Annotated in this window: 18 protein-coding genes; 9 read left to right on the forward strand and 9 right to left on the reverse strand. The window is 68.4% G+C overall.

Features of this window, described 5'->3' with window-relative positions; genetic code table 11:
* The 3 genes from HHL15_RS09245 to HHL15_RS09255 form a co-directional block, all read right to left on the reverse strand.
* Nucleotides 1–197: leucine zipper domain-containing protein (locus HHL15_RS09245; RefSeq protein ID WP_169145479.1), on the reverse strand; the 197-nt coding region annotated here is incomplete at its 3' end.
* 268 nt (nucleotides 198–465) lie between these two features.
* Nucleotides 466–2,514, reverse strand: a complete 2,049-nt coding sequence (gene fusA / locus HHL15_RS09250; protein WP_169145480.1) for an elongation factor G — start codon at nucleotides 2,512–2,514, stop codon at nucleotides 466–468.
* Nucleotides 2,515–2,631: 117 nt separating this feature from the next.
* Nucleotides 2,632–4,371: a SulP family inorganic anion transporter gene (locus tag HHL15_RS09255; protein ID WP_169145481.1), complete on the reverse strand. Its 1,740-nt coding sequence runs from the start codon at nucleotides 4,369–4,371 to the stop codon at nucleotides 2,632–2,634.
* A 239-nt stretch (nucleotides 4,372–4,610) separates the two neighbouring features.
* On the opposite strand from HHL15_RS09255, the gene HHL15_RS09260 reads away from it, so the two are divergent.
* The 3 genes from HHL15_RS09260 (at nucleotide 4,611) to HHL15_RS09270 (ending at nucleotide 11,538) form a co-directional block, all read left to right on the forward strand.
* Nucleotides 4,611–5,750 carry a response regulator gene (locus tag HHL15_RS09260; protein WP_328825011.1) on the forward strand — a complete coding sequence of 380 codons (1,140 nt, stop codon included), beginning with the start codon at nucleotides 4,611–4,613 and terminating at the stop codon, nucleotides 5,748–5,750.
* Nucleotides 5,747–10,228 (forward strand): PAS domain-containing hybrid sensor histidine kinase/response regulator, encoded by a 4,482-nt coding sequence (locus tag HHL15_RS09265; protein WP_169145482.1) that lies wholly within the window; start codon nucleotides 5,747–5,749, stop codon nucleotides 10,226–10,228. Before HHL15_RS09260 ends, HHL15_RS09265 begins: the two co-directional genes overlap by 4 nt.
* 74 nt (nucleotides 10,229–10,302) lie before the next feature.
* Entirely contained in the window at nucleotides 10,303–11,538 is a 1,236-nt protein-coding gene (locus tag HHL15_RS09270; RefSeq protein WP_169145483.1) for an MFS transporter, read from the forward strand.
* Nucleotides 11,539–11,549: 11 nt separating this feature from the next.
* Here HHL15_RS09270 and HHL15_RS09275 read toward each other — a convergent pair whose 3' ends face one another.
* From HHL15_RS09275 to HHL15_RS09285, 3 genes are all read right to left on the reverse strand, one after another.
* Nucleotides 11,550–12,017 carry a M15 family metallopeptidase gene (locus HHL15_RS09275; protein WP_169145484.1) on the reverse strand — a complete coding sequence of 156 codons (468 nt, stop codon included), beginning with the start codon at nucleotides 12,015–12,017 and terminating at the stop codon, nucleotides 11,550–11,552.
* A gap of 188 nt (nucleotides 12,018–12,205) precedes the next feature.
* Nucleotides 12,206–14,116, reverse strand: coding sequence for a sensor histidine kinase (locus HHL15_RS09280; RefSeq protein WP_169145485.1), 1,911 nt, complete (start codon nucleotides 14,114–14,116; stop codon nucleotides 12,206–12,208).
* A gap of 13 nt (nucleotides 14,117–14,129) precedes the next feature.
* On the reverse strand, nucleotides 14,130–14,777 hold the full coding sequence (locus HHL15_RS09285; RefSeq protein WP_169145486.1) for a response regulator transcription factor: 648 nt from the start codon (nucleotides 14,775–14,777) through the stop codon (nucleotides 14,130–14,132).
* A 210-nt stretch (nucleotides 14,778–14,987) separates the two neighbouring features.
* Here HHL15_RS09285 and HHL15_RS09290 point away from each other — a divergent pair, with 210 nt between their 5' ends.
* From HHL15_RS09290 to HHL15_RS09300, 3 genes are all read left to right on the forward strand, one after another.
* On the forward strand, nucleotides 14,988–15,743 hold the full coding sequence (locus HHL15_RS09290) for a hypothetical protein (protein WP_169145487.1): 756 nt from the start codon (nucleotides 14,988–14,990) through the stop codon (nucleotides 15,741–15,743).
* A gap of 18 nt (nucleotides 15,744–15,761) precedes the next feature.
* Nucleotides 15,762–16,736, forward strand: coding sequence for an alkaline phosphatase D family protein (locus tag HHL15_RS09295; RefSeq protein ID WP_169145488.1), 975 nt, complete (start codon nucleotides 15,762–15,764; stop codon nucleotides 16,734–16,736).
* Between the two features lie 194 nt (nucleotides 16,737–16,930).
* Complete coding sequence (locus HHL15_RS09300; RefSeq protein WP_169145489.1) at nucleotides 16,931–18,403, forward strand: malonyl-CoA decarboxylase; 1,473 nt, start codon at nucleotides 16,931–16,933, stop codon at nucleotides 18,401–18,403.
* Between the two features lie 3 nt (nucleotides 18,404–18,406).
* On the opposite strand, the gene HHL15_RS09305 is transcribed toward HHL15_RS09300, so the two are convergent.
* On the reverse strand, nucleotides 18,407–19,540 hold the full coding sequence (locus HHL15_RS09305) for a GNAT family N-acetyltransferase (RefSeq protein ID WP_169145490.1): 1,134 nt from the start codon (nucleotides 19,538–19,540) through the stop codon (nucleotides 18,407–18,409).
* 99 nt (nucleotides 19,541–19,639) lie between these two features.
* On the opposite strand from HHL15_RS09305, the gene HHL15_RS09310 reads away from it, so the two are divergent.
* From HHL15_RS09310 to gltX, 3 genes are all read left to right on the forward strand, one after another.
* Entirely contained in the window at nucleotides 19,640–21,259 is a 1,620-nt protein-coding gene (locus tag HHL15_RS09310; RefSeq protein ID WP_169145491.1) for an NAD+ synthase, read from the forward strand.
* Between the two features lie 84 nt (nucleotides 21,260–21,343).
* Entirely contained in the window at nucleotides 21,344–21,682 is a 339-nt protein-coding gene (locus HHL15_RS09315) for a P-II family nitrogen regulator (RefSeq protein WP_169145492.1), read from the forward strand.
* A gap of 135 nt (nucleotides 21,683–21,817) precedes the next feature.
* Nucleotides 21,818–23,215: a glutamate--tRNA ligase gene (gene gltX, locus HHL15_RS09320; protein ID WP_169145493.1), complete on the forward strand. Its 1,398-nt coding sequence runs from the start codon at nucleotides 21,818–21,820 to the stop codon at nucleotides 23,213–23,215.
* 55 nt (nucleotides 23,216–23,270) lie between these two features.
* Here the strand turns inward: gltX and HHL15_RS09325 are convergent, their stop codons facing one another.
* Together HHL15_RS09325 and mnmC are read right to left on the reverse strand one after the other, a co-directional pair.
* A complete protein-coding gene (locus HHL15_RS09325) occupies nucleotides 23,271–24,086 on the reverse strand; it encodes an outer membrane lipoprotein (RefSeq protein ID WP_169145494.1) in 816 nt (271 codons plus the stop codon).
* A 127-nt stretch (nucleotides 24,087–24,213) separates the two neighbouring features.
* On the reverse strand, nucleotides 24,214–25,410 hold the full coding sequence (gene mnmC, locus HHL15_RS09330) for an FAD-dependent 5-carboxymethylaminomethyl-2-thiouridine(34) oxidoreductase MnmC (RefSeq protein ID WP_169145495.1): 1,197 nt from the start codon (nucleotides 25,408–25,410) through the stop codon (nucleotides 24,214–24,216).
* Between the last annotated feature and the right edge of the window lie 271 nt (nucleotides 25,411–25,681).

Raw genomic sequence — 25,681 nt, forward strand, 5'->3', positions numbered from 1 at the left:
CAGGCCGGGCGCGAGGACTTGTCGCACAGGCTGGCAGCGCCCTCGGCCAGATAGCGGCCGAGCCACTTGCGGGCCGTCACGGCACTCACGTCATGCGCGGCGCCCGCCTGCGAGGCCGACAGGCCGCGTCCGGTGATGTCCTGAACCATTTCCAGGCGACGAAGGTACGTCAATCGGGCATTCTTATGGGTGTTCATCCGGGGCAGGCTCTCGAGGTGACTGGGGGTTTGGCGATTTCCAGTCTCTCAGAATCTCTCCGGGTGAACACCCGAAACAACCTATTGAACCTCCACAGCTAGGGCGTCCTGGCCTTGAGCGCCACGGTGCGCCCCTAGGTCATGAGGCGTGAGTCCGGCCTGCTTCCCCGGTGTGACCGGGGGGCGGAAGTCCAGGCCCGGGTCTGGAGCATGCCCATCCCGGACAGCCGCCTCAGCGGGGCAGGGATGGGCGGTCTGAGGCTTGCTGTTACTGGCCGCTGCGCTTGCCCGCGTGCTCCCGGGCCAGGCGCTGCTGCACCTCGGCGGGCGCCGCTTCGTAGTGGCTGAAGGCGATGCTGCAGCTGCCGTCGCCGCCGCTGATGGATTTGAGGCGGGATTCAAAGCCTTCCATCTCGGCCATCGGCACCTGGCTGGTGATCTCGGTCCAGCCGGGTTGCGGGCTGTCGGTGCCGGTGACGCGGCCGCGGCGGCCGGAGAGTTCGGCGCTGATGCCGCCGAAGTGTTCGTCGGCGATGCGTACAGTGAGGGTGATCAGGGGTTCCAGCACCACCGGGCGGGCGGCCTGGACGGCTTCCTGCAGGGCGTGGCGGGCGGCGGTGATGAAGGAGATCTCGTTGGAGTCCACCGCGTGGTGCTTGCCGTCGAACACCGTCACCTTCAGGTCCTGCAGCGGGAAGCCGGCCATGACGCCTTCGGCGATGGCCTGGCGCACGCCTTTTTCCACGGCGGGCATGAAGTTGTAGGGGATGGTGCCGCCCTTCACCTCGTCGGCCAGTTCCAGCCCGGCGCCCCGTTCCAGCGTTTCGACGCGCAGCGCGACTTCGCCGAACTGGCCGGCGCCGCCGCTCTGCTTCTTGTGGCGGTAGCGGGATTCGGCGCTGCCGGCGACGGTCTCCCGGTAGGGGATGGCCGGCGGTTTGGTGGATAGGGTCAGGTTCCAGCGGGTCTTGAGGGTCTCCAGCACCGACTTGAGATGCACTTCGCCGAGGCCGCGGATCACCGTTTCCTTGGCCTGCATGTCGTGTTCGACGGTCAGGCAGGGGTCTTCGTCGAGCAGGCGGTGGAGGGCTTCGGAGAGCTTCTGTTCGTCACCATGCTTCTCGGCACGCAGGGCTAGGCCGAACACCGCCTGCGGGTAGCGCGGCGGGGCCAGGTGGAAGTGGTCCTCGTCGTGGGAGTCGTGCAGCACGGCGTCCCGATGGATCTCGTCGACCCGCGCCACGGCGCAGATGTCGCCGGGGATGCCGATGTCGATCTCGGTCTGGGTCTTGCCCTGCACACGCAGCAGGTGGCCGACCTTGAAGGGCTTGCGGGCGTCGCCGATGAACAACTGGGTGTTGGGCGTGACGCTGCCCTGGTGGATGCGGAACAGGCCCAGCTTGCCGCGGAAGGGGTCGTTGCTGACCTGGAAGACGTGGGCGATGACGTGTTGGTCGGCTTGGGTGGTGATGCCGACTGGTTCGGCAGCGGGGCCTTCGCCCTTCAGGACGCGCGGCGGGTTGCCTTCGGTGGGGTCGGGCAGCAGGCGGCCGAGGATGTCCAGCAGTTCGGAGACGCCGGCGCCGGTACGGGCCGAGGTGAAGCACACCGGGATCAGGTGGCCTTCGCGCAGGGCCTGCTCGAAGGGGTCGTGGAGCTGCTCCGGCTGCAGGGATTCGCCCTGCTCCAGGTAGACGGCCATGAGTTCCTCGTCCACCTCGACGACCTGGTCAACGATGCGGTCGTGGGCCTCGCGCACGCTGGAGAAAGCCGGGGAGGCGGCGTAGTCGGGCTTGAAGAAGCAGTCGACGACGCCGGCGCCGCCGGCCAGGGGCAGGTTGATGGGCAGACATTCCTTGCCGAAGCTGGCGCTGATGCGCTCCATCAGGGCGCCGAAATCCACCCCCGGCGCGTCGATGCGGTTGATGACGAGCATCCGGCACTTGTCGGCGGACAGCTCCATGACCTTGCGGGTCAGGGTTTCGATGCCGGCGGCGGCGTTGATCACCACCACCGCGGTCTCGACCGCCGGCAGGGTGGCCAGGGCGCGCCCGAGGAAGTCGGGCAGGCCCGGCGTGTCGAGGATGTTGACCCAGTGCTCGGCCCACTCCAGGTGGGCGAGGCTGGCGTTGAGGGAGTGGCCGAGGGCTTTCTCCTGGGGGTCGAAGTCGCTGACCGTATCGCCCTTGTCGACCGAGCCGGCGGCGCCGATGGCTCCGGCGGTGGCGAGCAGCTTTTCCAGGAGAGTGGTCTTGCCGCTGCCGGACTGGCCGAGAAGGCTGAGGTTGCGGATGTCGCGGACCGAGGTGGGTGTCATGCTTGCTCCCTTGTCGTTAGAGTTCTGGATACCAAACGCCGGATGCTGTGCAGATTGCGCAAAGTATCTGCCTCCGCAAGGGGGGCGACAACGACTCAGGTCAACATTTTTCCCCGCCTACCACTCGAAGCCGCGGCGCGGCGGTGGCGGCTCGGTGGCGCCCGACAGGCCGGGCAGCAGGTGCTGGAGGGCGTGGTCTTCGGTGCGGTAGGCGCCGGAGGGGCCCAGGGCCTGCCACAGGCCGGTGCGCTCCAGCACGTCGATCACCTGTTTCTTGAGGCCGCAGCAGGCCAGGGTCTGGCCGGCCTCGGCGAGCTGGCGCTGCATGCGCCGCAGGGTGTCCACGCCGCTGGCGTCGATGTCGTTGATGCCGGCGCAGGCCAGCAGCAGCACCTTGAGCCGCGGGTTGTCGCGCCGGGCGGCCAGCACGGCGTCCTCGAAGGTGGCGGCATTGACGAAGTGCAGGGGGCCGTCGAAACGCAGGATGGTCAGCTCCGGGTGTGGCGGCGGCAGCCCGAAGCGGGCGGCGTCGCGCCAGGTGCCGTCCGGGTGGCGGCCGAGCACGGCGACGCGGGGCTTCATGCTGCGGTAGATGAGCAGGGCGAGGGCCAGGATCAGGCCGGCCAGGATGCCGATCTCGATGTGCGGGGCGAAGGCCAGGGTGGCGACGAAGCTCACCGTGCCGGCCATCCCGTCGTCACGGCTGGTGCGCCAGGCCTCCTTGAGGGGCGCGGGGGAGAGCAGGCTGGCGAGGGTCACCAGGATCACCGCGGCGAGGACCGGCAGCGGGATATGGGCGATCGGCCCGGGCATGGTGAGCAGGGCGCTCAGCACCATCACCGCACCGACCACCGAGGCCAGCCCGGTGCGTGCGCCGGCCGCCAGCAGGAAGGCCGAACGGCCGAAGGATCCACTCACCGGATAGGCCTGGCACACCGAGGCGGTGAGCTTGGCCAGCCCCTGGCCGATGAGTTCCTGGTTGCCGTTCCAGCGGGTCCCGGTGCGTGCCGAGGCCACCTTGCAGCTGGACATGGCCTCCAGGAAGCTCACCAGGGCCAGTACGAAGGCCGAGGGCAGCAGGTCGGTGATCTGCCCCCAGTCGGCCCGGGGCAGGGCGAAGGCCAGCGTTTCTTCCGGCAGCGGGCCGACCACCCGTCCGCCGTCGGCCTCGAAGCCGCTCAGCCAGGCCACCCCGCTGAGGCCCGCGACCACGATCAGCACGCCGGGCCAGCGTGGGGCCAGGCGGCGCAGCAGGATCAGCAGGACCACCGCCGCCGCGCCGAGCGCGGCCGAGTGCAGGTGGGTGTCGGGCAGGGCCTCGACGAGGTTGCCGATCGCCTCGAAGAAGGGCCGTTGGCCGGCCGAGCGCAGGCCCAGCAGGGTCGGCAGCTGGGCTGCGCAGATGAGCAGGGAGCAGGCGTTGATGAAGCCGTGCAGGACCGGATGCGACAGCAGGTCGGCGAAGTGGGCGAGATGCAGCATGCCGAAGATCACCTGCAGCAGGCCGGCCAGCATGGCCAGCTGGACCGCCAGCAGCAGGTAGGTTTCGGAGCCGGGCAGGGCCAGGGGGGCCAGCGAGGTGGCGGTCAGCAGGCTGGTGAGCGCCACCGGGCCGGTGCTGAGCTGGGCCGAGGAGCCGAACAGAGCGCCGACGATGGCCGGCAGCAGGGAGGCGTACAAGCCCACGTAAGGCGGCAGCCCGGCGAGCTGGGCGTAGGCCAGCGCCTGCGGGATGGCGACCAGGGCGACGGTGAAGCCGGCCAGCAGGTCGGCACGCAGGGCCGGGCCGTCAAGCTGGCGACGCCAGGCAAGAAAGGGGAGCAGGCGTGGCAGCAAGCGGGCAAGGGCGGTGCTCATCGGTGGGCGATCCTGGCAGGCATGGGGCCGAGTTTAGCGCGGCCGGCGGCCCTTGCCGCCGTGGCGGGCAGGGCATGATGTGCTGCGTGTGATTCCGGGGCTGATTCAATTGGCTGCGGTCTTGCTCTAAAGTCCCGCGGGCTGGCGTCGATAAGTTGACACGTAGCCGTGGTTTAAATCGGTCCTGGTCACCCGATGCCGCCGCTGCCGATCCGGTCGCCGGCCCTTCCATCTTGCGCGTGCCCCTCCTTACGGTGATTCCCGACACCTTCGCCTCCGACCCCGCCAGCACTCGCGCGACCATCCTGATCGTCGACGACGTGCCGGAGAATCTCGAGGTACTGGGCGAGCTGCTTCAGCCCCTGTACCGGGTGAGGGCTGCCCAGAACGGTGCGCGTGCGCTGCAGGTGGCGCGTACCCGCCCGATCCCCGACCTGATCCTGCTCGACGTGATGATGCCGGGAATGGATGGCTACGCCGTGTTTGCGGCACTGCGCGCCGATCCGCTGACCCGCGACATCCCGGTGATCTTCGTGACCGCCCTGGACGGCCTGCAGGAGGAAGAGAAGGGGCTCGAGGCAGGTGCGGTGGACTACATCAGCAAGCCGATCCGTCCTTCCATCGTGCTGGCCCGGGTGCGCAACCAGCTGGAGCTCAAGAAGGCCCGCGACCGCCTGCGCGACCAGAACGTGCTGCTTGAATCCGAGATCGCCCGGCGGATGGGCGAGAACCTGCTGATCCAGGAGGTCAGCATCCGGGCGCTGGCCCGCCTGGCCGAAATCCGTGATCCCGAAACGGGAAACCACCTGCGCCGGACCCAGGCCTATGTGGCGGTGCTGGCGACCCAGCTGGCCAAGGACCCCCGCTATACCCGCCAGCTGACCTCGCACACCATCGATCTGATCGCCAAGTCGGCGCCGCTCCACGACATCGGCAAGGTGGGCATTCCCGACCACATCCTGCTCAAGCCGGGCAAGCTCACCCCCGAAGAGTGGGTCATCATGCAGACCCACGCGCGCCTGGGCAGCGAGGCGATCGAACATGCAGAAGAGGATGCGGAGCGCCCGGTGCCCTTCCTGGCCTTCGCCAAGGAGATTGCCCGCCATCATCACGAGCGCTGGGATGGCAGTGGCTACCCGGACGGCCTGGCCGGCGAGGGCATCCCGCTGTCGGCCCGCCTGATGGCGCTAGCCGATGTCTTCGATGCGCTCATCTCGCGGCGGACCTACAAGGAGCCGTTCTCCCTGGAGCAGGCCCGGAAGATGATCAGCGACGCCCGTGGCAGCCATTTCGACCCGGACGTGGTGGATGCCTTCCTGGTGGAGTTTCCCCGTTTTGCGGAGATCGCCGAGCTGTATGGCGACGAGGCCGGAGAATGAACGCGCCGCCCTGGCTGTCCGCACCGGCAGAGGGCAAGCGCGGCAGCTTCCTGTTCTTTTACCTGATCGCCCTGGCCGTGATCGTGGTGGGCTATGGCAGCGCCGTGCTGTCCATGCGCGAGCGGGCTGGGCAGGAGGCCTTGCGCCTGGAGGCGGTAGCCGATCTCAAGCTCGGCCAGATCTCCTCCTGGATGGACGAGAGGCGGGCGGACGCGCGCTCCCTGGCCGGTGATCCGGGGCTGGCCCGCCTGTATGAGCGGTGGGCCCGGCGGGCCGACCCGCAGGCCCGCATCGATCTGCTGGAGCGCCTCGAGGCGGTGCGGCGGGCCTACGGCTATGTGCGCGTGGGGCTGGTCGATGAGCATGGCGAGGCCGTGCTGGCGACCCCGGAACTGCTGCAGGCGTCGCCCGGCCTGAGAAGCCTGGTGGTGCGTGCCCTGCGCGAGCAGACCGTGGTGGAGAGCGACTTCTACCGCTTCGGCGAGCAGCCGGATGCCCCGCCGATGCTGGATTTCGTCGCCCCGCTGGGGCCCCGCGAAGGCGGCGTGCCGCTGGCGGTCGTGCTGCAGGTGGACCCCAACGCGTATCTGTATGCCTATCTGCAGGGCTGGCCGGCGCCCAGCCGTAGCGCCGAGACCCTCCTGTTGCGCCGGGACGGGAAGGATCTGCTGTTCCTCACCCCGCTCCGCCACGAGTCCGCCCCGGTGATGACCCGCCGTACGCCGGCGGACCAGCAGAATCTGCTGGGGGCACAGCTGATCAACGAGACCGAGCTGCACGGCCGGGTGATCGAGGCGCTGGATTACCGCCGGGTGCCGGTTGTCGGGGTGGGGCGGCGGGTGCCTGGGACAAGCTGGCTGCTGGTGGTCAAGATGGATCAGGATGAGATCCGGGAGGCCTCCAGCCACGCCTTCTGGTGGATCCTGCTGGCCTCCGGGCTGGCCCTTGCCGCGACCGCCGTGGCGGCCATGTTGCTGCAGCAGCGCCGCGAGCTGCGGCTGACCCGGCAGCGCGAGGAGTCCCAGGCCGAGCGGCTGCGTACCCTGCAGCTGCTGGACGCCATCACCGAGGGGTCGGCGGATGCGATCTTTGCCAAGGACGGGCAGGGGCGCTACATCTTTGTCAATGGCGAGGCGGCCCGGCTGATCGGCAAGCCGCGGGAGGACATCCTGGGGCGCAACGACGGGCTGCTGCTGGCGCCCGAGGAGGCAGCGCGCCGGCGCGACGAGGACCTGGCGGTGATGCAGGGCGCGGGAGCCATCACCCGGGTGGAAGATCGCCAGATGGGCGGGGAGCTGCGCAGCTACCTGTGCACCCGGGGGCCGTTGAAGGGGGCCGGGGGAGAGGTGGCCGGCCTGTTCTGCATTTCCCGCGACATCACGGTGCAGCGGCGCGACGAGCAGGCCTTGCGCGAGCGTGAGGAGATCTTCAGCGCCATCGTCAATCAGGCAGTCGATGGCATCGTGTTGCTCGACATGGAGAGCCTGCGCTTCGTTGAGTTCAACGATGCGGCCTGCAGCCGGCTGGGCTATTCCCGCGAGGCCTTTGCGGCACTCACGGCAACCGATATCCAGGCCGTGATGAGCCCGGAGGCCGTGCGCGAGCGCCTCGCCGGCATCGTCTCGGAGGCGCGCGCCGTCACCTTCGAGAACCGCCATCGCTGTGCCGACGGCAGCGTGCGGGACATGGAGCTGAGCTACCGGGCGCTCGAGCTGCACGGACGCTGCTACCTCGCTGGCGTGTGGCGGGACATCACCGAGAGGCGCCAGGCGGCCGAGCAGTTGCTGAAGCTGTCGCTGGCGGTGGAGCAGAGCCCGTCCGCCGTCATCGTGACCGATCCGGAGGGCTGGATCGAATACGTCAATCAGGCTTTCGTGCAAGGTTCCGGCTATCCCCTCGAGGAGATCCTCGGGCGTCGCACGGGTTTCCTCAAATCCGGCCAGACGCCGCGCGAAACCTACCTCAGCCTGTGGGCCGCCCTGAGCAGGGGGCAGTCCTGGGAGGGCGAGTTCATCAACCGCCGGCGGGACGGCCAGATCCGGGTCGAATATGCCCGCATCTCGCCGGTGGTGCAGCCCGACGGGCGTGTCTCGCACTTCATCGGCATCCAGGAGGACATCACCGAACGCAAGGCGGCCGATGCCGAACTGCGCGAGTACCGGGAGCATCTGGAGCAGCTGGTCACCGAGAGGACGGGCCAGCTGGAGGAGGCCAACCGGGCCTTGTCCTTGCGCACGGCCGAGCTGGAGTCGGCCCGCGAGGCCTCGGACAGCGCCAACCGGGCCAAGAGCGCTTTCCTGGCCAACATGAGCCACGAGATCCGCACGCCGATGAACGCGATCATCGGCCTGACCCACCTGCTGCGGCGCAGCCTGCAGGGGGGCGACGTGCAGGCCCGGCTGGAGAAGATCGGCGATGCAGCCGAGCATCTGCTGTCGATCATCAACGACATCCTGGACCTGTCGAAGATCGAGGCCGGCAAGCTGTCGCTCGAAGAGTCGGAGTTCAACCTGGAGGAGGTGGTGCGCAAGGCCTGTGCGCTGGTGGCCGACAGGGCGCACCAGAAGGGGCTCGACCTGGTGGTCGACATGGGCAGCGCTCCCACCCTCCTGAAGGGCGATGCGATCCGGCTGGGCCAGATGCTGGTCAATTACCTCGGCAACGCGGTCAAGTTTACCGAGCAGGGCCTGATCCTGCTGCGCTGCCGGGTGGAGCACGAGGAGGAGGGGGAGGATGGCGAGGTCCGGGTCCGCCTGGAGGTCAGCGACACCGGCATCGGCATCGATGAAGAGCAGCAGGCCCGCCTCTTCCAGCCCTTCGAGCAGGCCGACGGCTCGACCACCCGGCGCTTTGGCGGTACCGGGCTGGGGCTGGCGATCACCGGGCATCTGGCGCGCATGATGAAGGGTCAGGTCGGGGTCACCAGCGAGTTGGGGCGCGGCAGCTGCTTCTGGCTCAGCTTGCCTTTCCGGCGCTCGCCGCGCAGCCTGCCGGCAGCCTCACCGGTGCCGGCCCTGCGGGTGCTGGTGGTGGACGACCTGGCGGAGTCGCGGACCGTCCTGGCATCCATGGCGATGACCCTCGGGGCGCGGGTCGTCACCTGCGAGTCGGGCTCGGCGGCGCTGGCCCTGGTGGCCGCCGCCGACCGGGAGCGGGACCCCTTCCAGGTGGTGCTGCTGGATGCGGACCTGCCCGGCCCCGATGGCTACGCGACGGCTGCCCGGATTGTCGCCCAGGAACTCGTCACCACGCCCCGCTGCATCCTGCTGACCCTCGGCGAGACCGGCGCGGCGGGGCACGAGGCGGAGTCCGCCGGATCACCATGGCAGGGGCCCGCGATCCTGGCCCGGCCGGTGACCCTGTCGAGCCTGCAGGATGCGTTGGGCGCAGCGGCCGGGCTGGGCTCCGACGCTGCGCCGGGCGGCCCGGGCCGTGCCGGTGAGCTGGCCGCAGAGCGCACGCTGGCCCGGGAGCACCGCGGTACCCGGGTATTGCTGGTGGAGGACAGCCCGATCAACCAGGAGGTGGCGATGTCCCTGCTGGAGGCCGTCGGTCTCGAGGTGGAGCTGGCCGGCGATGGCGCGCGTGCCGTGGAGATGGCGCTCGGCGGCGAGCACGCCCTGATCCTGATGGACATCCAGATGCCGGTGATGGACGGGCTCGAGGCGACCCGGGCGATCCGCCTGGCTGGCCTGGACAAGGTGCCCATCCTGGCGATGACCGCCAATGCCTTCGGCGAGGACCGCCAGCGCTGCCTGGACGCCGGCATGAACGATCACCTGCCGAAGCCGGTGGACCCGGCCATGCTCTACGCCAAGCTGGTCCAGTGGCTGCCCCCCGGGGTGGCCCTGACGCCGCCGCCCGGGGACGAGCCTGTGGACATCCGCGGCATGCTGGACGGGGTGCCGGGGCTGGACGTGGCCTACGGGCTGAAGAACCTGCGCGGGCGCATCCCCAACTACCTGCGCCTGCTGCACAAGTACGCGGACAGCCATGGACGGGACGCCGAGCGTATCCGCGTGTCGCTGGCTGAAGGGCCGCCGGACGAGGCCTTGCGGCAGGCTCATTCCCTGAAGGGTGTTGCCGGGATGATCGGCATCCCGGTGGTGCAGGAGCTGGCCGCGCAGCTTGAGGCGGCGCTGCGCGGGGGCGCAGGGCGGGAGGAGATCGACGCCTGCCTGGAGCGCCTCGACGCGGCCCAGGCGGCGGCGGTGATGGCCATCGATGCGCTGCCGCGGGAGCCCGCCGCGGTCGCCCCGCCGGCAAGCAGCGCGCCGGACCCGGCGGAGCTGGCGGACAGCCTGAAGCGTCTGGAAGCCCTGCTGGCCGAGGACAACGTGGCGGTGGTGCGGGCCGTGCGCGACAGCGCCGAGCTGCTCAAGTCTGCCCTGGGGCCGGACTGGAGCCGCTTCGAGCGGGAGGTGGGCGCGTATGACTTTCCCTCGGCCCTGGCCACCCTGCGTACCTGCAAATCCTGATTGACCCGGGCGCCGGTTCCGGAGATCCTGCCGGGCTTCTCAAGTAAAGCCTGTGTATTCAGGGTGGATAACCCATGAGCCCGAACCAGCCCCGGCCGCCCCTTGGCGCGGATGCCGCGCACACCGCGCACCTCTCCTACTGGCCCCTCATCCTGCTCGCCTCCACGGTGCTGATGATCACCATGGGGATCCGTCAATCCCTCGGCCTGTTCCTGTCGCCGCTTAACAGCGCCACCGGGCTGGGCATTGCCAGCATCAGCCTGGCCATGGCGGTGGGGCAGTTCGTGTGGGGTGCCGCCCAGCCGGTCTTCGGCGCCGTGGCCGACCGCTATGGACCGGCGGGCTCGCTGTTCACCGGGGCCATCATGCTGGTGCTCGGGCTGGTCCTGACGCCCATGGTGGACAGCCAGTTCGGCCTGATCCTGACGTTTGGTTTCCTGATTGCGGCGGGCGCCGGGGCGGGGAGTTTCTCGATCCTGCTTGGCGCCCTGGCACAACGGGTGCCGGCGCCGAAGCGTGCCTTTGCTTCCGGCTTCATCAACGCAGGCGGCTCCTTTGGGCAGTTTCTCCTGGCGCCCCTGTCCCAGTTCCTGATCGGTAGCTTTGGCTGGGTGACGGCCCTGTATGGCCTGGCCGCCTGTGCCCTGGCCACGTTGCCGCTGTCCTGGCCCTTGCGCCACAAGGTTGAGCATCCGCCCTCGGCGGCCGCGGAGATGGGGCTGAAGGCCCAGTTGCGGATCGCCTTGCGCGATCGCAGCTACTGGTGCCTGCATGCGGGCTTTTTCACCTGCGGCTTCCACATCGCCTTCCTGGTCACCCACCTGCCCGGCGCCGTGGACCTGTGTGGGCTGCCGGCCAGCGTCTCGGCGGTCTCCCTCGGCCTGATCGGGCTGGCCAACATCGCCGGCAGCCTGGGCGCCGGGGCCCTGGGCCAGCACTACCGCATGAAGTGGCTGCTGGTCATCATGTATGCCTCGCGGGCGGTGCTGGTCGGTCTCTATCTCGCGGCCCCCAAGACCGAGCTGACCTTCTACGCCTTTGCCATCGGGCTCGGCCTGACCTGGCTGGCCACCGTGCCGCCCACCGCCGGCCTGGTGGGCAAGCTGTTCGGCCTGCGCTACCTGGCCACCCTGTTCGGCCTGACCCTGCTGTCCCACCAGACCGGCGCCTTCTTCGGCGCCTGGCTGGGCGGCCTGGCCCTGGTGGCCTTCGGCAACTACGACTGGATGTGGTACGCCGACATCGTGCTGGCCCTGCTCGCCGCCATGGTGAACCTGCCGATCCGCGAGGAGGCGCCGCGGCGGGGGTGAGGGGGCACAGCTCAGGGGTATTTCGCTTTTGGAAGTTCGAAGTGAGGCCCGTCGATGAAGGCCCTCAGCCCATTGGCTTTGCGGCGGGCGACATACTGGCTGACGAGATCTTCGGCGGACTCGCTGCTCTGGGTGAAGTCCACATCCCAGGCCCCGCCCCAGCGGATCGGGATGTTCAGTTCCCGGGCGGCCATCCGGACCGCGTCGGCGATCATGTAGATCGGGTCCCATTCCCAGCGGAGCTTGCCGTTGATGTAGGGCACCAGATCCACCGCATGGCCGCTGATGTGGCGTGAGTCGAGGGTCTGGGAGGCGCCCGCTGCAACGAGCTTCTTTTGCTCGGCAAGGGTGCGGATGCCGTCATGGACGGCGAAGTCCTGGACGGTGATCTCGATGGCGCGTGTTGCCACCGCGACGAGGTCAGGGTGTACGCCATTCAGTTCCTTCAGGGAGGCGGGGCCCAGTTTGAATTTCGGCATGGGATGAGCTTTCGGTTATTTCCGGGTCTGGTCGGGACGGCCGTCAATGGAGGGTGGATGCAAGGTGAGTGAAGCGATTGTGGGCCTGCGATGAGGTGCCTGCCATCACCATAAATGGTGATGGCATGGCCCGTGCCCGTTTGCCGGGCCGGGCGATCACCCGGTGTGCCGTGGGGAGCTGGCTGGGCTCAGATCTGCGGAGGGACGCTTTGGGGCGCGGTACTTGAGGTGGGGGCCGGTGTGCTGGTCGAGATGGGCCATTCGATCAGAATGCGGGTTCCCCCGCCCGGCCGCTGGCAGATGTCCAGGTGGGCCCCGATCATCATGGCGCGGGTGCGCATGTTGTGGGTGCCGAGGCCATGGGAGGCGCCGGGGCCTTCGTGGCCGGGCCGGCCGATGCCGTCGTCCTCGACGGAGATGCGGATCGCCTCCGGGTAACCTCCTACATCGGCGTGCAGGGAGATGGTGCTGGCCTGGGCGTGTTTGAGGATATTGGTGAAGGCTTCCAGCAGGATGCGCTGCAGGTGCAATGCCGACTGCGGGGTGAGCTGGGTGTGGCTGGGCAGGTGAGGGACGTCCCAGGCCACCTTCAGGCCGGCTGCCGCCAGCCGCGGCTGCAGGCGGTAGCGCAGGTTGGCCAGGAGGGCGGTCAGGTCGTGATCGAGTGGTTGCAGGGAGTCGACTGCAATACGCATCTCGTCGAGGGCCACCCGCACATGCTCGGACAGGGTGGGCAGGTCGGTCACCTTCCGGTCGAGCAGGTTGAGCAGGCCGACCAGTTGGGAGCCGATCCCGTCGTGGAGTTCGCGCATGATCCGTTGCCGTTCCTCGGCCAGGGCCTGGGCCTCCCTTTCCCGGTGGAGGGTGGCCAGGGCTTCGGTGAGCTGCCGCTCCCGTTCCCCGATGCGGCTGGCCAGGCTGGCGTTGAGATCGTGTACCGCGGCGATGGAGCGGCCGTAGCGATCCACCACGATGCCGGAGAGAATCAGCACGAAGAAGAACACGGCGTGGGGCATCAGCGGGTAGGGGGCTCCGCTGCCGATCCCCATGCGCACCTGGATGAGATCGTGGCCACCGCAGGCGATGGCGGCTGCGCCGGCAATGGAGAGGAGCCGGGCGATCGGGCTCGAGGTCTGCTGCAGCTGGTGCAATACGTGTCCGTAGCAGGCAAGCCCTACCACCATGAGGAGGCCCAGGGCCCCCGTCCACAGCTGGGGCTGGCCGAGCCCGAAGGAGGCGGCGATCAGCACCAGCACTGTCAGCAGGAGGCTGTGGATGCCCCTGACCAGCCAGGGCGGGGGCTTGCCGAGGGCCTGCAGCACGAACTGGGCCACGAAGCAGAGGTGCAGGCTGTAGCAGACGGCGACCACGGCGCCCCAGGCGGGCCAGGGCAAGGGGGTCAGGATGAGGGTCTGGTCGTATACCCTGACGAAACCGGACAGGGCGGCGATGCTGAAGCTGCCGTAAAGCGGATCGGCCTGGCGGTGCCAGAGGGCGAGGGAGAGGGTGCCGATCAAGGCCAGGCTCACCGCGTAGATGCGCGGCAGATCCCGGCTCCACAGCTCGTCCCGGGTGTGCCGGGCGTCGATGTCCGACAGCGGGCCATAGTGCACGGCGCCAAGGCCGGCGGCCCGGAGAGGTTGCATGGTGGTATCGATCTCGAGCAGGTTGTCGGGCCCCGCCTGCAGCAGCGGGGCCGGAAGCCGCAGCACGTGGCTGCCCTTCAGGGCATCCGTGCGGCTGTCGCCCGGTGTGCCGACCCTTTCCAGCAGCTGGCCGTTAAGGCGGGCCTCCAGCTGGCTGCCGCTGTGGTCCAGCTGCACCGCCATGGGTTCGTCGGCAGGGGCCGGTGGCAGCCGGAGGCGATAGTGCGCCCTGCCGCCCAGGCCCGGAAAGTCCTTCTCCCAGCGATGGCGCAGGCTGACCAGGCGAGTCTCCACCGGTCGGCCATCGGGGGCCAGCGTGGCCTCGGCCTGGTCCAGCCGCGTCAGCTCGGTGCTGTCGGCCGGGTTCCGCAGGGCTAGGATCACCAGCAGCAGGAGCCCGGCCAGAAGGAGCTGCGGAGACCATCGGGGAGGCGCGAGGCGGAGGCGCAGCATGGACGGCTCCCGCTCAGCGCAGCAGGCCGATCTGCCGTGCTTCGAAGATCGCCTCGGTCTTGTTGTGCACTCCGAGCTTGCCGTAGATGTTGCGGATGTGGGTGTGCACGGTGTTGAGGGACACGGAGATCTGGTCGGCAATTTCTCCATAGGTGAAACCCCGGGCGACCAGGTCGAGGATCTGGCTTTCCCGCGCGGACAGGCGATCCGTCTGTTCGGGCTGCTGCTGCGTGCGCGCAGGATGCAGGCGTTGCAGCAGCTTGCGGGCGATCAAGGGGGAGAGGGGGGAGCCGCCGTCCTGCAGGCTGCGCACATGTCCGGCCAGGTCCGCCTCGGTGCCGTCTTTCAGCAGGTAGCCGCAGGCCCCCGCCTCGAAGGCGTCAAGCATGTTCTTCTCGTCGCCGAAGATCGACACCACCATGATGGCGCAGTCCGGCCGCAGGCGGGCGCAGGCGTGGATGACCTGAATGCCCGGCATGTCCGGCAGCCCCAGGTCCACCAAGAGCACGTCCACGGGATTGCGGGCAAACCAATGGAGCAGGTCGCCGCCCGTGGCGGAGGCGTGCAGCAGCGACAGCCCGGGGGAGCCGGCGATCACGCGGGTGAAGCGCGCCCGCGTGTCAGGGTCGTCTTCGACGAGGGCAAGAGTGGTCGTAAGCATCGTTGTTCTTGTGGACTGGCGCTCTGCGGGGGGAGGTTGGTGGCCGATGATGGGTATGCCATCCGCCTTTTCATCCTTGCACACGCTTCCGCTTTTTTCTACCCGGATGTAATCCCCATTAGTGGGGATGAGAAATGCCCCTGCGTTTTGCAAGACTGCCCTTGTCATTGCATCGGCATGGTGCCTGCAATGGAACCTGGGGAGAGAGACATGTCATCGCATCGAATCCTGAACTGCATCGCTGCAGGTGTGAGCCTTCTGGCGCTCGGCGGGGCCGCCGAGGCTGTCGAAGCAAAGCCGGCCGCCGACCGCAACCTGCCCAACGACAATGCGAACTTCATCGGCGACAGCCTGAGTTTCGAAGTCGATGCCTTGCTGGCATCGGACGGTGGAGAGGCCTGCCTGCGCAGGGGCGAACAGGTGGGGGTGATCGGTTTGAAGAACAACGACATCCTCCAGCTCCGCGTCAAGACGGGCTCGCAGACGGCGGAGCGCATGTGCCCGGTGAAGGGGGGGGAGGCCATCACGGCCAAGCCTGTCGAGCGCATGCGCTATGAGCTGCCTGTTTCCGGCCTGGAGGAGCTGGGGGCCCACCGCTCCGGCTGGACTTATGGGATGTTGATGGTGCCCTTCAAATATGTGTTGTCCGGCGACCGGGGCATGCGGGGTGCCAGCACTGTGGGCGGCTACATGGGGTGGCGCCAGACCCCGGTGCTGGGGATGGAGTACAGCTATATCGGCTTTGTCGGCGCCACGGTGATCTCCATCCAGAAGACGGAGAACGGCGAAACCCGTAAAACCGACAACGCGGGCCTGTCCGCCGGTTTTGGCGTCATCACCCGGATGAAGGGAGCCTTCCAGGTGGGAGGTGTGATCGGCTGGGACATGGTCTCCCGGGACGCGGGCTATGCAGGCAATTACAAGCCCTGGGCATCCATCCAGGTCGGGTATTCCTTTCTGCAGTGACATCGACAGGGGGACATCATGAAAATCGCCTTCACTTCTTGTTTCGACGCCGAGGACGATCTGGTCCAGGTCGTCTGGGACCGCATCGCCGAGCAGGGCCCGGATGTCCTGCTCCTGCTTGGGGACTCCATTTACATGGATTTCGGGATCAAGCTCCTGGGGGCGGATCGGCCCCTTGGGCGGCCGCGCAAGTTTTCGCTCGAGAAGTTCGCTGCAGTGATGCACGGGCTGTATGCCCGACAATGGGGGGTTGCTTCCTTCCAGCGCCTGGTGCGCAGTGGGCTGCGCCTGGGGATGACCTGGGACGACCATGATTTCGCCTGGAACAACAGCCGGGGGGCCGGGCAGCAAGACGACTTTGCCGTGCCGCAGGAAAAACGGCGGATTTCCCGCGGCCTGTTCCTGCAGTTCCGCCACGCCCTGGAGACCCTCGCCTCCGGCAGCCCCTATCCTGCCTGCCCACCCTTGCCTGAACTCCTGGCTCAGCCCGATGCGGGAATCCAGTCCCTGTTCGACGTGGGCGAAGTTCGTTTCATCATGCTCGACGGGCGCAGTTTCCGGCAGGACCCGAGCCACACCGATCCACCGATCTCGTCCATGCATGGGGCCAGCCAGATGACCTGGTTGATCGACCAGTTGAAAGCCTGGCCGGGGATCAAGGTTGTGGGAGCGGGCAGTGTGATGAGCGGTGCGGACGAAGCCTGGGAGGCATACATGGATTACGCCCGGATACTGGATGAGGCACCGAATCGGGTCATCGTGCTGACGGGGGACATTCATCACAACCGTCGTCCCAGGGACCGTCGGCCCCTGGGAGCGCATCTCTACGAGATCACCGCGTCGGGTGCAGCCCGTCCCGGCCTCTTCGATCGCAACCCCCGATTCCTGGGGGCCAGCGGCAATTTCGGCTTGCTGGTGGTGGAGCACGGACAGGTCGAGGCGCGCCTGTTTGAAGCAGGGGGTTATTCAGGGACCTGGCGTCTCGATTTCTGAAAGCCCCCCGGTTTCGCACGATGATCCACGGCAGGTACGCCATGACATGGCGCACGTTCGGCCTGCAGGGACGCTGCGATCATCGATCCCGTTCGGTTACAGTGGCTCACACGGCCTGCGTATCGCGCGCTGGCGGAACATGTGGCCGGCCCGGCTGTCTGCCGGGTTGGAGCAATCGATCGAGGAGCCTGGAGATGGGGGTGGAGCGTAGCAATGACGGCCGTGGGCTGGGAGCTTCGATGGCGGGGCTGTGGCGGCGGCTGGTGAAGGGGCGGGAAGAGGACAAGGCGCCAGTGCCCCGGTCTGCCGGAGTGCCGGCCCGTACCTGGCGGCGCATCAACGAGGTACTCAAGGCGGCAGCCGGTGACTACGATGGCGAGGCCCGCGCCCGGGAGCGGGTCGGCCACCTGCTGGCCTTCTACCGGGACGCCGGTGACGATGACCGGCGTGAATTCCTGGCCCGTCTTGAAGCGGGCTTCGCTGCGCCTGCCGCAGAGGTGCGGCGGGCTATCGAGGACTATCTCAATGCGTCGGATGGCGCGGCGCGGGTGAGGGCGGAGGGGCTGCTTGCGGCCAGCCTCGAATCCCCGCGCCTGCGCATCCTGCGCCAGTTCAACCTGCTGCCCGACGGGGTGCACGCCCTGGTGGACATGCGGGCCGATCTCTACCGCCTGGGGGCGGATGCCTGTCCTGCCCTGGAGCAGGACCTGCTGCGTCTGCTCACCCTGTGGTTCGATGCGGGCTTCCTCGAGCTGCGCCGGATCGGCTGGGAGTCGCCCGCGTCCCTGCTCGAGAAGCTGATCCGCTACGAGGCCGTGCACGAGATCAAGTCGTGGAGCGACCTGCGCAACCGGCTCGATTCCGACCGGCGCTGCTATGCCTTCTTCCATGGCCGCATGCCGGCCGAGCCGCTGATCTTCGTGGAGGTGGCGCTGGTCCGGGAGATTGCCGACAAGGTGCAGACCCTGCTCGACGAGACCCAGCCGACTCTCGATCCGGAGTCGGCCACCACCGCGATCTTCTACTCCATCTCCAACGCGCAGACCGGGCTGCGCGGGGTGAGCATGGGCGAGTTCCTGATCAAGCGGGTGGTGCAGCAGTTGCTGTCCGAGTATCCGCGCCTGCGCAACTTTGCGACCTTGTCGCCGATCCCGGGTTTCAGCCGCTGGCTGGACAAGCGGCTGGCGGAGGCGGCTTACCTGGAGCGCATCCCTACCGAGGTCAGGGCGCTGCTGGAGGCCACCGGCAAGAGCGGCATGGCGGCCATCCAGCATTGTCTTGCCCAGGAGGTGGCGGGCGCGGCCGGCCAGCCGGCCCTGAAGGCCTGGCTGGAGGGGGAGTGCGCCTACTACCTGGCCCGCGAGAAGAGCGGCAAGCACCCTCTCGACCCGGTCGGGCGCTTCCATTTTTCGAATGGTGCCAGCCTGGGGCGCATCAACTGGCTGGGCGATGTGTCGGCCCGTGGCCTGCGCCAGTCCTGTGGGCTGATGGTGAACTACATCTACGCGCTGAAGAACATCGAGCGGCAGCACCAGGACTATGCCCGCGAGGGCAGCCTGACCCTGGATGCCGATGTCGAGCGCTGTCTCGATGCGGCGCTCCGGCTGCGCCGGGGCCGGCGGCCGGCGGGACGGGCGACTCCGGCGTCCCCGGCCGGGGTGTCCTGAGCGTCAGGCGGGATCGGCGGCGGAGCGGAAGGGCAGGCGCTCGGACAGTTCATCCAGGTAGGCCTCCATGCCGCCCCGTTCCTGGGCCAGGAAGCGGGCCACTGCGTCGCGGAAGCGCGGGTCGGCGATCCAGTGGGCCGATACGGTACGCACCGGCTCCAGGCCGCGGGACAGCTTGTGTTCGCCCTGGGCGCCGCCTTCGAAGCGCTGCAGGCCCTGGCGGATGGCGTAGTCGATGGCCTGGTAGTAGCAGGCCTCGAAGTGCAGGCAGGGAATGAACTCGGTGCTGCCCCAGTAACGGCCGTACAGGGCATCCCGGTCGCACAGGAAGAAGCTCGCCGCCACCGGCGTGCCGGCCCGTTCGGCGATCATCAGCACGCAGGCGTCCGGGGCGAGGGCGCAGAAGTCCTCGAAGAAACGCCGGGTCAGGTAGGGCGTGGAACGGTGCTCGGCGTAGGTGCGGCTGTAGCAGGCGTGGAAGTAGGCCCATTCCTCCGCGCCGATCGCTGCGCCGCGCAGGATGCGGAACACCACGCCGGCTTCGGCGACCTTGCGCCGCTCCTGGCGGATCTTCTTGCGCTTGGGCTGGGCCAGGCGGCCCAGGAAGTCCTCGAAATCCCGGTAGCCGGCGTTCTGCCAGTGGAACTGCACGCCGTGGCGGATCTCCAGGCCGGCGTCGGCCAGCCAGGTGGCCTCCTCGTCGGTGGGGAAAAGGATGTGCAGGGACGAGACGCCCGACTCTTGCACGGTTTCGAGCAGGTGCCCCAGCAGGGTGCGCCGTGCCGCGGCGTCCCGGCCGAGGATCCGGCTGCCCGGCACCGGCGTGAAGGGAATGGCCGACAGCCACTTGGGGTAATACTCGAGCCCGTGGCGGTGGTAGGCCTCGGCCCAGGCCCAGTCGAAGACGTATTCCCCGTAGGAGTGGCTCTTCAGATAGGCGGGCAGGGCGGCGAGCAGTCGATCGCCCTCCCACAGGGCTGCGTGGCGGGGTGTCCAGCCGCTGCGGGGCGACACGCAGCCCGAGCTTTCCAGCGTGGACAGGTAGGCGTGGGAGAGGGTGGGCTGTGCGCCGGCCAGGGCGTCCCACTGGTCGGCAGGAATCTCGGCGAGGGCGGCGTGCAAGGCGAAGCGGGGCATGGCAGTAGGGGGGCCGTGGGGACGTCAAGCATACAAGCATGAGGCAGACCATGGTCCATGCGCGCGGCGGGTGGCCCCTTCGCGGTATAGTGTCGCCCCATGAAAACCCCTCTTACCGTCGCTGTCGCCCAGCTCAACTGTGTCGTGGGCGACATCTCCGGCAATGCACGCCGGATCCTGGATGCGGTGACCCGGGCCAAGGCCGCGGGCGCCGATGTGGTGCTGACTCCCGAGCTGGCCCTGTGCGGCTACCCGGCAGAAGACCTGTTGCTGCGCCCGGCCTTCATCGAGGCCTGTGCCACCGAGCTCGCCGCCCTCGCCGTCGAGGTGCAGGGCATCACCGCGCTGGTGGGTTACCCGGCCGAAGTGGAAGGCGTGCGCTACAACGCGGCCGCGGTGATCCGTGATGGCCGCGTGGTGGACACCTATTTCAAGCATCGCCTGCCCAACTACGAAGTCTTCGACGAAGAGCGCTATTTCGAGGCCGGCACAGGCGCCTGCGTGTTCGAGCTGAAGGGCGTGCGGGTCGGCGTGAACATCTGCGCCGACGTGTGGGAGTCCGGTGCCGCCGAAGTGGCCCGCGAGGCAGGGGCCGAGCTGCTGCTGGTGCTCAATGCCTCACCCTTCCACATGAACAAGCAGCAGCGCCGCTACGAGGTGCTGCGCGAGCGCGTGGCCGACACCGGCCTGCCGGTGGCCTACTGCAACCTGGTGGGCGGGCAGGACGAGCTGGTCTTTGACGGCGGCTCCTTTGCCCTCGACCCGGATGGCGGCCTGGCCTGGCAGGGCAGCGTGTTTGCCGAAGAACTGGCCATGCTGCGCTTTGCCGAGGGTGCCTGGCAGGACCGCCAGCTGCCCGAATCCCGCCCGGTTGAGGCGGACGTCTACGAAGCCCTGGTGCTGGGGGTGCGCGACTACCTGGGCAAGAACGGCTTTCCCGGCGCCCTCATCGGCCTGTCCGGCGGGGTGGATTCGGCCCTCACGCTGGCCATCGCGGTGGATGCCCTGGGCGCCGAGCGGGTGCGCGCGGTGATGATGCCCTCGCCCTACACCGCCCAGATGAGCCTGGATGATTCCCGCGAGATGATCCGCCGCATCGGCGTGCGCTACGACGAGATCGCCATCGAGCCGGCCATGCGCACTTTCGCCGAGCTGCTGGCGCCCCATTTTGCCGGCCTGCCGGAGGATGCCACCGAGGAGAACCTGCAGTCGCGCATCCGCGGCATGCTGCTGATGGCCCTCTCCAACAAGACCGGCGCCATCGTGTTGACCACCGGCAACAAGAGCGAGATGGCCACCGGCTACGCCACCCTCTACGGCGATATGGCCGGCGGTTTCGCGGTCATCAAGGACATCTACAAGACCTTCGTGTATCGCCTGTGTGCCTGGCGCAACGCCCAGCCTGGCGGCCCGGTGATCCCCGACAACATCCTGACCCGGCCGCCCTCGGCTGAGCTCAAACCCGACCAGTGCGACCAGGACTCCCTGCCACCCTACGAGGTGCTCGACGCCATCATCGCCGCCTACATGGAAGAAGACCTGTCGCCGGACGAGATCATCGCCCGGGGCTATCCGGAGGCCGATGTGAAGCGTACCGTGGGCATGCTCCGGCGCAACGAGTACAAGCGCCGCCAGGCGCCCCCCGGCGTGCGGGTCACCCAGCGGGGTTTCGGCAAGGACTGGCGCTATCCCATCACCTCCCGCTACCGCGACGCCTGAGCCCGCCGCGCCCACCCCAACACCCCGGCATGCCGGGCGGGATTTATCCGGCTAGAATGCCGGACCGTTTCAAGGAGACTGCAGATGAAGAAAATCGAAGCCGTGATCAAGCCCTTCAAGCTCGACGAAGTTCGCGAGGCCTTGTCCGAAGTGGGCATCACCGGCCTGACCGTGACCGAGGTGAAGGGGTTCGGCCGCCAGAAGGGGCATACCGAGCTCTATCGTGGCGCCGAATACGTCGTGGACTTCCTGCCCAAGATCAAGATCGAGGTGGTGGTGACCTCCGATGTGGTCGAGCAGGCCGTGGAAGCCATCGTCAAGGCTGCGCGTACCGGCAAGATCGGCGACGGCAAGATCTTCGTGATGTCCGTCGAGCAGGTGGTGCGCATCCGCACCGGCGAGACCAATGAGTCTGCGATCTGAGCCTGTCCTGACGCCGCGCTGACGCGCCTCCCGGCGCCGTTTCGCCCCGCACAGCCCGGCTTTGGCCGGGCTTTGTGTTGATGGGCCGCCGCTTTGCGTAAAATGGCGGGTTTTCAGCTTCTCCGGATTCCCGTCATGGCCTCTACCGTCCGCACCCGCTTCGCCCCCAGCCCCACCGGCTACCTGCACATCGGGGGCGCGCGCACGGCGCTGTTCTCGTGGGCCTATGCCCGTCGCCATGGGGGGCAGTTCATCCTGCGCATCGAGGACACTGATGTGGCCCGCTCCACCCCCGAGGCGGTGCAGGCCATCCTGGACGGCATGAACTGGCTCGACCTGGGCTGGGACGAGGGGCCGTTCTACCAGATGCAGCGCATGGACCGCTACAAGGTGGTCATCCAGGAGATGCTGGCCGCCGGCACCGCCTACCCCTGCTACATGCCGCCGGAAGAGCTCGACGCCCTGCGCGAGGCCCAGCGGGCCCGTGGCGAGAAGCCCCGCTACGACGGGCGCTGGCGCCCCGAGGCCGGCAAGCTGCTGCCCGAGCCCCCCGCCGGGGTGCAGCCGGTGATCCGCTTCAGGAACCCCACCGAAGGCGTGGTGGCCTGGGACGATCTGGTCAAGGGCCGCATCGAGATCGCCAATGCCGAGATGGACGACCTGATCATCGCCCGCGCCGACGGCACACCTACCTACAACTTCTGCGTGGTGGTGGACGACTGGGACATGGGCATCACCCAGGTGATCCGCGGCGACGACCACGTCAACAACACCCCGCGCCAGATCAACATCCTGAAGGCCCTGGGCGCAGTCGTGCCGCAGTATGCCCACCTGTCGATGATCCTCGGCGATGACGGCCAGAAGCTGTCCAAGCGCCACGGCGCGGTGAGCGTGACCCAATACGACGACGACGGCTACCTGCCGGAAGCGGTCATCAACTACCTGGCGCGCCTGGGCTGGAGCCACGGCGATGACGAGATCTTCTCCCGCGAGCAGCTGGTGGAGTGGTTCGACCTGGACCACATCACCCCGTCGGCCGCCCAGTTCAACACCGAGAAGCTCAACTGGCTCAACGCCCACTACATCAAGCAGACCGACAATGCCCGCCTGGCGGCCGATGTCAGCCGCCGGCTGGCCCGTCGTGGTGTGGACCCGGAGAGCGGCCCGGCGCTGGAGGCCATCATTGCCCTTTACAAGGACCGGGTGAGCACGCTCAACGAACTGGCCGATGCGGCCGAGGCCTTCTACATCGACCTGCATCCGGCCGACGAACTGATCGCCCAGCACGTCACCGAGGTGGTCCGGCCGGCCCTCGCCACCCTGCGTGGCAAGCTGGCCGAGGCCGCCTGGGAGAAGGCCCTGCTCAGCGCTGCGATCAAGGAGACCTGCACCGCCCATGGCCTGAAGATGCCCCAGGTGGCCATCCCCCTGCGGGTCGCCATCCTTGGCCAGCCCCAGACCCCGTCCATCGACGCGGTGCTGGAAACCATGGGGCGCGACCTGGTGCTGGCCCGCATCGACCGGGTTCTGTAAAAGCGGCGCAGGGGCGGTTTCGGCCGCCCCTGCGCGCCGGTAGCGGGCCTGAGGGTCAGAAGTCCCGGCTGCCCTGGGCCGGGCGGGATCCGCCGCCGGCCACGATCTCTCCGTTACGGATCCGTACCGCATCACCGTTGCGCCAGGCGGGCTCGCTCTGTTGCTCGATCACGCGGCGGGTGCCATCTTCCATGCGTACGGTGACGCGATAGTGGCTGACCGTGCGGACGCGGCGCTCCGCTTCGTTGCCGGCAAAACCTCCCAGCACCGCACCACCGATGCGTGCCAGCTGCTTGCCGGAACCTTCGCCCACCTGGTGGCCGAGCACGCCGCCGAGAATGGCGCCGCCCACTGCACCGATGCCGGTGCCTTCACCCTTTTGCTGGACCGCCTCCACGTGCTCGATCACGCCGCAGTCGCGGCAGATCGGGGGCGGGGCTTCGGTGACGCGGCGGGCGTCCGGGCTGCCCGGCGGCGGCGGGGCGGGGACGGCGTCGTTGGGGATGGCCGCTGCGGCCGGCTGGCTGGGCGGGTTGGCAGGTGTGGATCTGGCGTGGGGCTTGGACGCTGCCTTGGGGGCGCTCTCGCGGTGTTCGGCTTTGGCCGGGCGTGTCGCGGTGGGTTCGGCGGGCGCTGCCACCGCACTGGCCGGCGGCTCGGCGGCAGCCAGGGCGGGCGGTGGCACGGGATCGGCGGGAATCGCCGGGACGCCGGGGGTCGTCGCGATGGCTTCGGTGGCGGGCTGGTTTGAACCGAAATCGGGCAGTACTCCGGCGATCTTGGCGACACCTGCCAGGCTGACGGCGGTGACAGATGCGGCGGCGACCCACAGCATGGGGTGCAGGCCGGGGCGGGCAGGGGTAGTGCTCATGGTTTTCTCCTGTTGAGGTGGAGAGAGTAACGCCGGCCGTCGCCACAGGGGGACTGCTGCAAAGGCCTTTTACACAAAGGCCTTTCACACAAAATATGCTTACAAACCGCCGTGTCGCCACCGCGTCTCACTCGTCCCCGCCCCGGTCGGGGCGCGGGGGTTTGAGCAGGTAGCGGGCCGGGTCGACGGCATCCACCAGGTCCTGCTCCAGTGGCAGGGGGGCGTCGTTGAGCTGGCAGGCCAGCAGTTCTCCCATCAGGCTGGCCCACACCAGCCCCCGGGCGCCGAAGCCGGATACGGCATACAGGCCGGGGTGCCGCGGGATGTCGGCAAGCGGCGTGGTCCGCTCGGCACGGTCCACTGCGGGAACGGCGCCGACCATCGGCAGGCGGTCGGGGGAGGCGGGGCGGAAGCCGACCCGCCCGCCGAGCGTGGCGGGGTCGAAGGCCGCCGCGTAGCCGGGCAGGATGAAATCTAGCTTGGTGAGGTTCTCCCGATGCTCTTCTTCTCGCAGTTCGCTGCCGTCGTCGTCGGCAATGAAGGTGGCGCCGGCGCAGCGGATCCCATCCACCTCCGGGCTGACGTAGCCCAGCCGGCACACCACGATGCGGGGGGCGCTGCCTGAGGTGGCAGGCAGATGCGAGACCTGGCCCCGTGCCGGCCTGACCGGCAGCGGCGCGGCCTGGGGCAGGGCGCGGATGCCCACTCCGTTGGCCAGGATGGCCACGGGCGCACGGGCGATTTCGGTGCCGTCCGCGGCGAGGGCGATCCAGTCTCCGGCGACGCGTTCGAGGCGTGCCAGATGCTGTCTGAAGTGTGTGCTGATTTGCTTGCCGCCGGCCGCCAGGTTGCTGGCGCACAGGCTGGGCGGCTGGATCCAGCCGCCGCCGGGGAACCACCAGCCACCCAGCTCCACCGGCCAGTCGGCCAGCTTGCCGGCTTCTTCCCGGTCGACGAAGCGGAGATAGTTGGCGGGAGGGCGATGGGCGTCCACCACGGCGCGCATCTTGGTTTCCTGCTTTGCATCCCGCGCGAGATGCAGCACCCCGGTGGCCTCCCAGCGTACCGGGTGGCCGCGCTCGGCGAGCTGTGCGAGGTGGCGCAGCCCATGCAGAAAGCCGGCCCGCGTGATGCGCGCCAGGCGGTTGTCGTCCAGGCTGGGCAGGGGCCGGAACACGCCGGCGCGATTGCCCGACGCGCCCTGGCCTGGGCGGTCCGCCTCGTCGATGATGCTGATCCGCCAGCCGCGGGCGGCGAGGCGCTCGGCAACGGAGGTGCCGGCAACGCCGGCTCCGATGATCAGGGCAAATCTTTCTTTTGGCATAATCGGGTCCTTGGGAGGGTCTGTTATCCGTTTGTGGCAACATGCTCCGCTTCGTGCCCAGGCAGGGCGGTCGTCAGGGGGCAAGACCTGTGATTGCAGGGCTTTAATCCAATATCGATTGCGTGGTTGCCTTGTGCTTAATCCCGTTTTGGGGGCGTCACGAAACGTGGGGAAAATGGATGAACATTGGAGCTTTTAGCATTGCCTTCAAGAAAAATTCATTTGGCATTAATGTCAGGGCGTTGCCCAGGTTCGCTGTGTGGTGACATCA

The sequence above is a fragment of the Zoogloea dura genome, assembly GCF_012927165.1.
Classification (GTDB): Bacteria; Pseudomonadota; Gammaproteobacteria; order Burkholderiales; family Rhodocyclaceae; genus Zoogloea; species Zoogloea dura.

Bases quoted from the DNA above. Each gene is read 5' to 3' on its own strand.
- HHL15_RS09295 (WP_169145488.1), top strand. From the start codon at position 15,762: ATGAAAATCGCCTTCACTTCTTGTTTCGACGCCGAGGACGATCTGGTC.
- HHL15_RS09255 (WP_169145481.1), bottom strand. From the start codon at position 4,371: ATGAGCACCGCCCTTGCCCGCTTGCTGCCACGCCTGCTCCCCTTTCTT.
- HHL15_RS09270 (WP_169145483.1), top strand. From the start codon at position 10,303: ATGAGCCCGAACCAGCCCCGGCCGCCCCTTGGCGCGGATGCCGCGCAC.
- HHL15_RS09325 (WP_169145494.1), bottom strand. From the start codon at position 24,086: ATGAGCACTACCCCTGCCCGCCCCGGCCTGCACCCCATGCTGTGGGTC.
- HHL15_RS09310 (WP_169145491.1), top strand. From the start codon at position 19,640: ATGAAAACCCCTCTTACCGTCGCTGTCGCCCAGCTCAACTGTGTCGTG.
- HHL15_RS09315 (WP_169145492.1), top strand. From the start codon at position 21,344: ATGAAGAAAATCGAAGCCGTGATCAAGCCCTTCAAGCTCGACGAAGTT.
- HHL15_RS09300 (WP_169145489.1), top strand. From the start codon at position 16,931: ATGGGGGTGGAGCGTAGCAATGACGGCCGTGGGCTGGGAGCTTCGATG.
- HHL15_RS09290 (WP_169145487.1), top strand. From the start codon at position 14,988: ATGTCATCGCATCGAATCCTGAACTGCATCGCTGCAGGTGTGAGCCTT.
- HHL15_RS09280 (WP_169145485.1), bottom strand. From the start codon at position 14,116: ATGCTGCGCCTCCGCCTCGCGCCTCCCCGATGGTCTCCGCAGCTCCTT.
- mnmC (WP_169145495.1), bottom strand. From the start codon at position 25,410: ATGCCAAAAGAAAGATTTGCCCTGATCATCGGAGCCGGCGTTGCCGGC.
- HHL15_RS09265 (WP_169145482.1), top strand. From the start codon at position 5,747: ATGAACGCGCCGCCCTGGCTGTCCGCACCGGCAGAGGGCAAGCGCGGC.
- HHL15_RS09305 (WP_169145490.1), bottom strand. From the start codon at position 19,540: ATGCCCCGCTTCGCCTTGCACGCCGCCCTCGCCGAGATTCCTGCCGAC.
- gltX (WP_169145493.1), top strand. From the start codon at position 21,818: ATGGCCTCTACCGTCCGCACCCGCTTCGCCCCCAGCCCCACCGGCTAC.
- HHL15_RS09275 (WP_169145484.1), bottom strand. From the start codon at position 12,017: ATGCCGAAATTCAAACTGGGCCCCGCCTCCCTGAAGGAACTGAATGGC.
- HHL15_RS09285 (WP_169145486.1), bottom strand. From the start codon at position 14,777: ATGCTTACGACCACTCTTGCCCTCGTCGAAGACGACCCTGACACGCGG.
- fusA (WP_169145480.1), bottom strand. From the start codon at position 2,514: ATGACACCCACCTCGGTCCGCGACATCCGCAACCTCAGCCTTCTCGGC.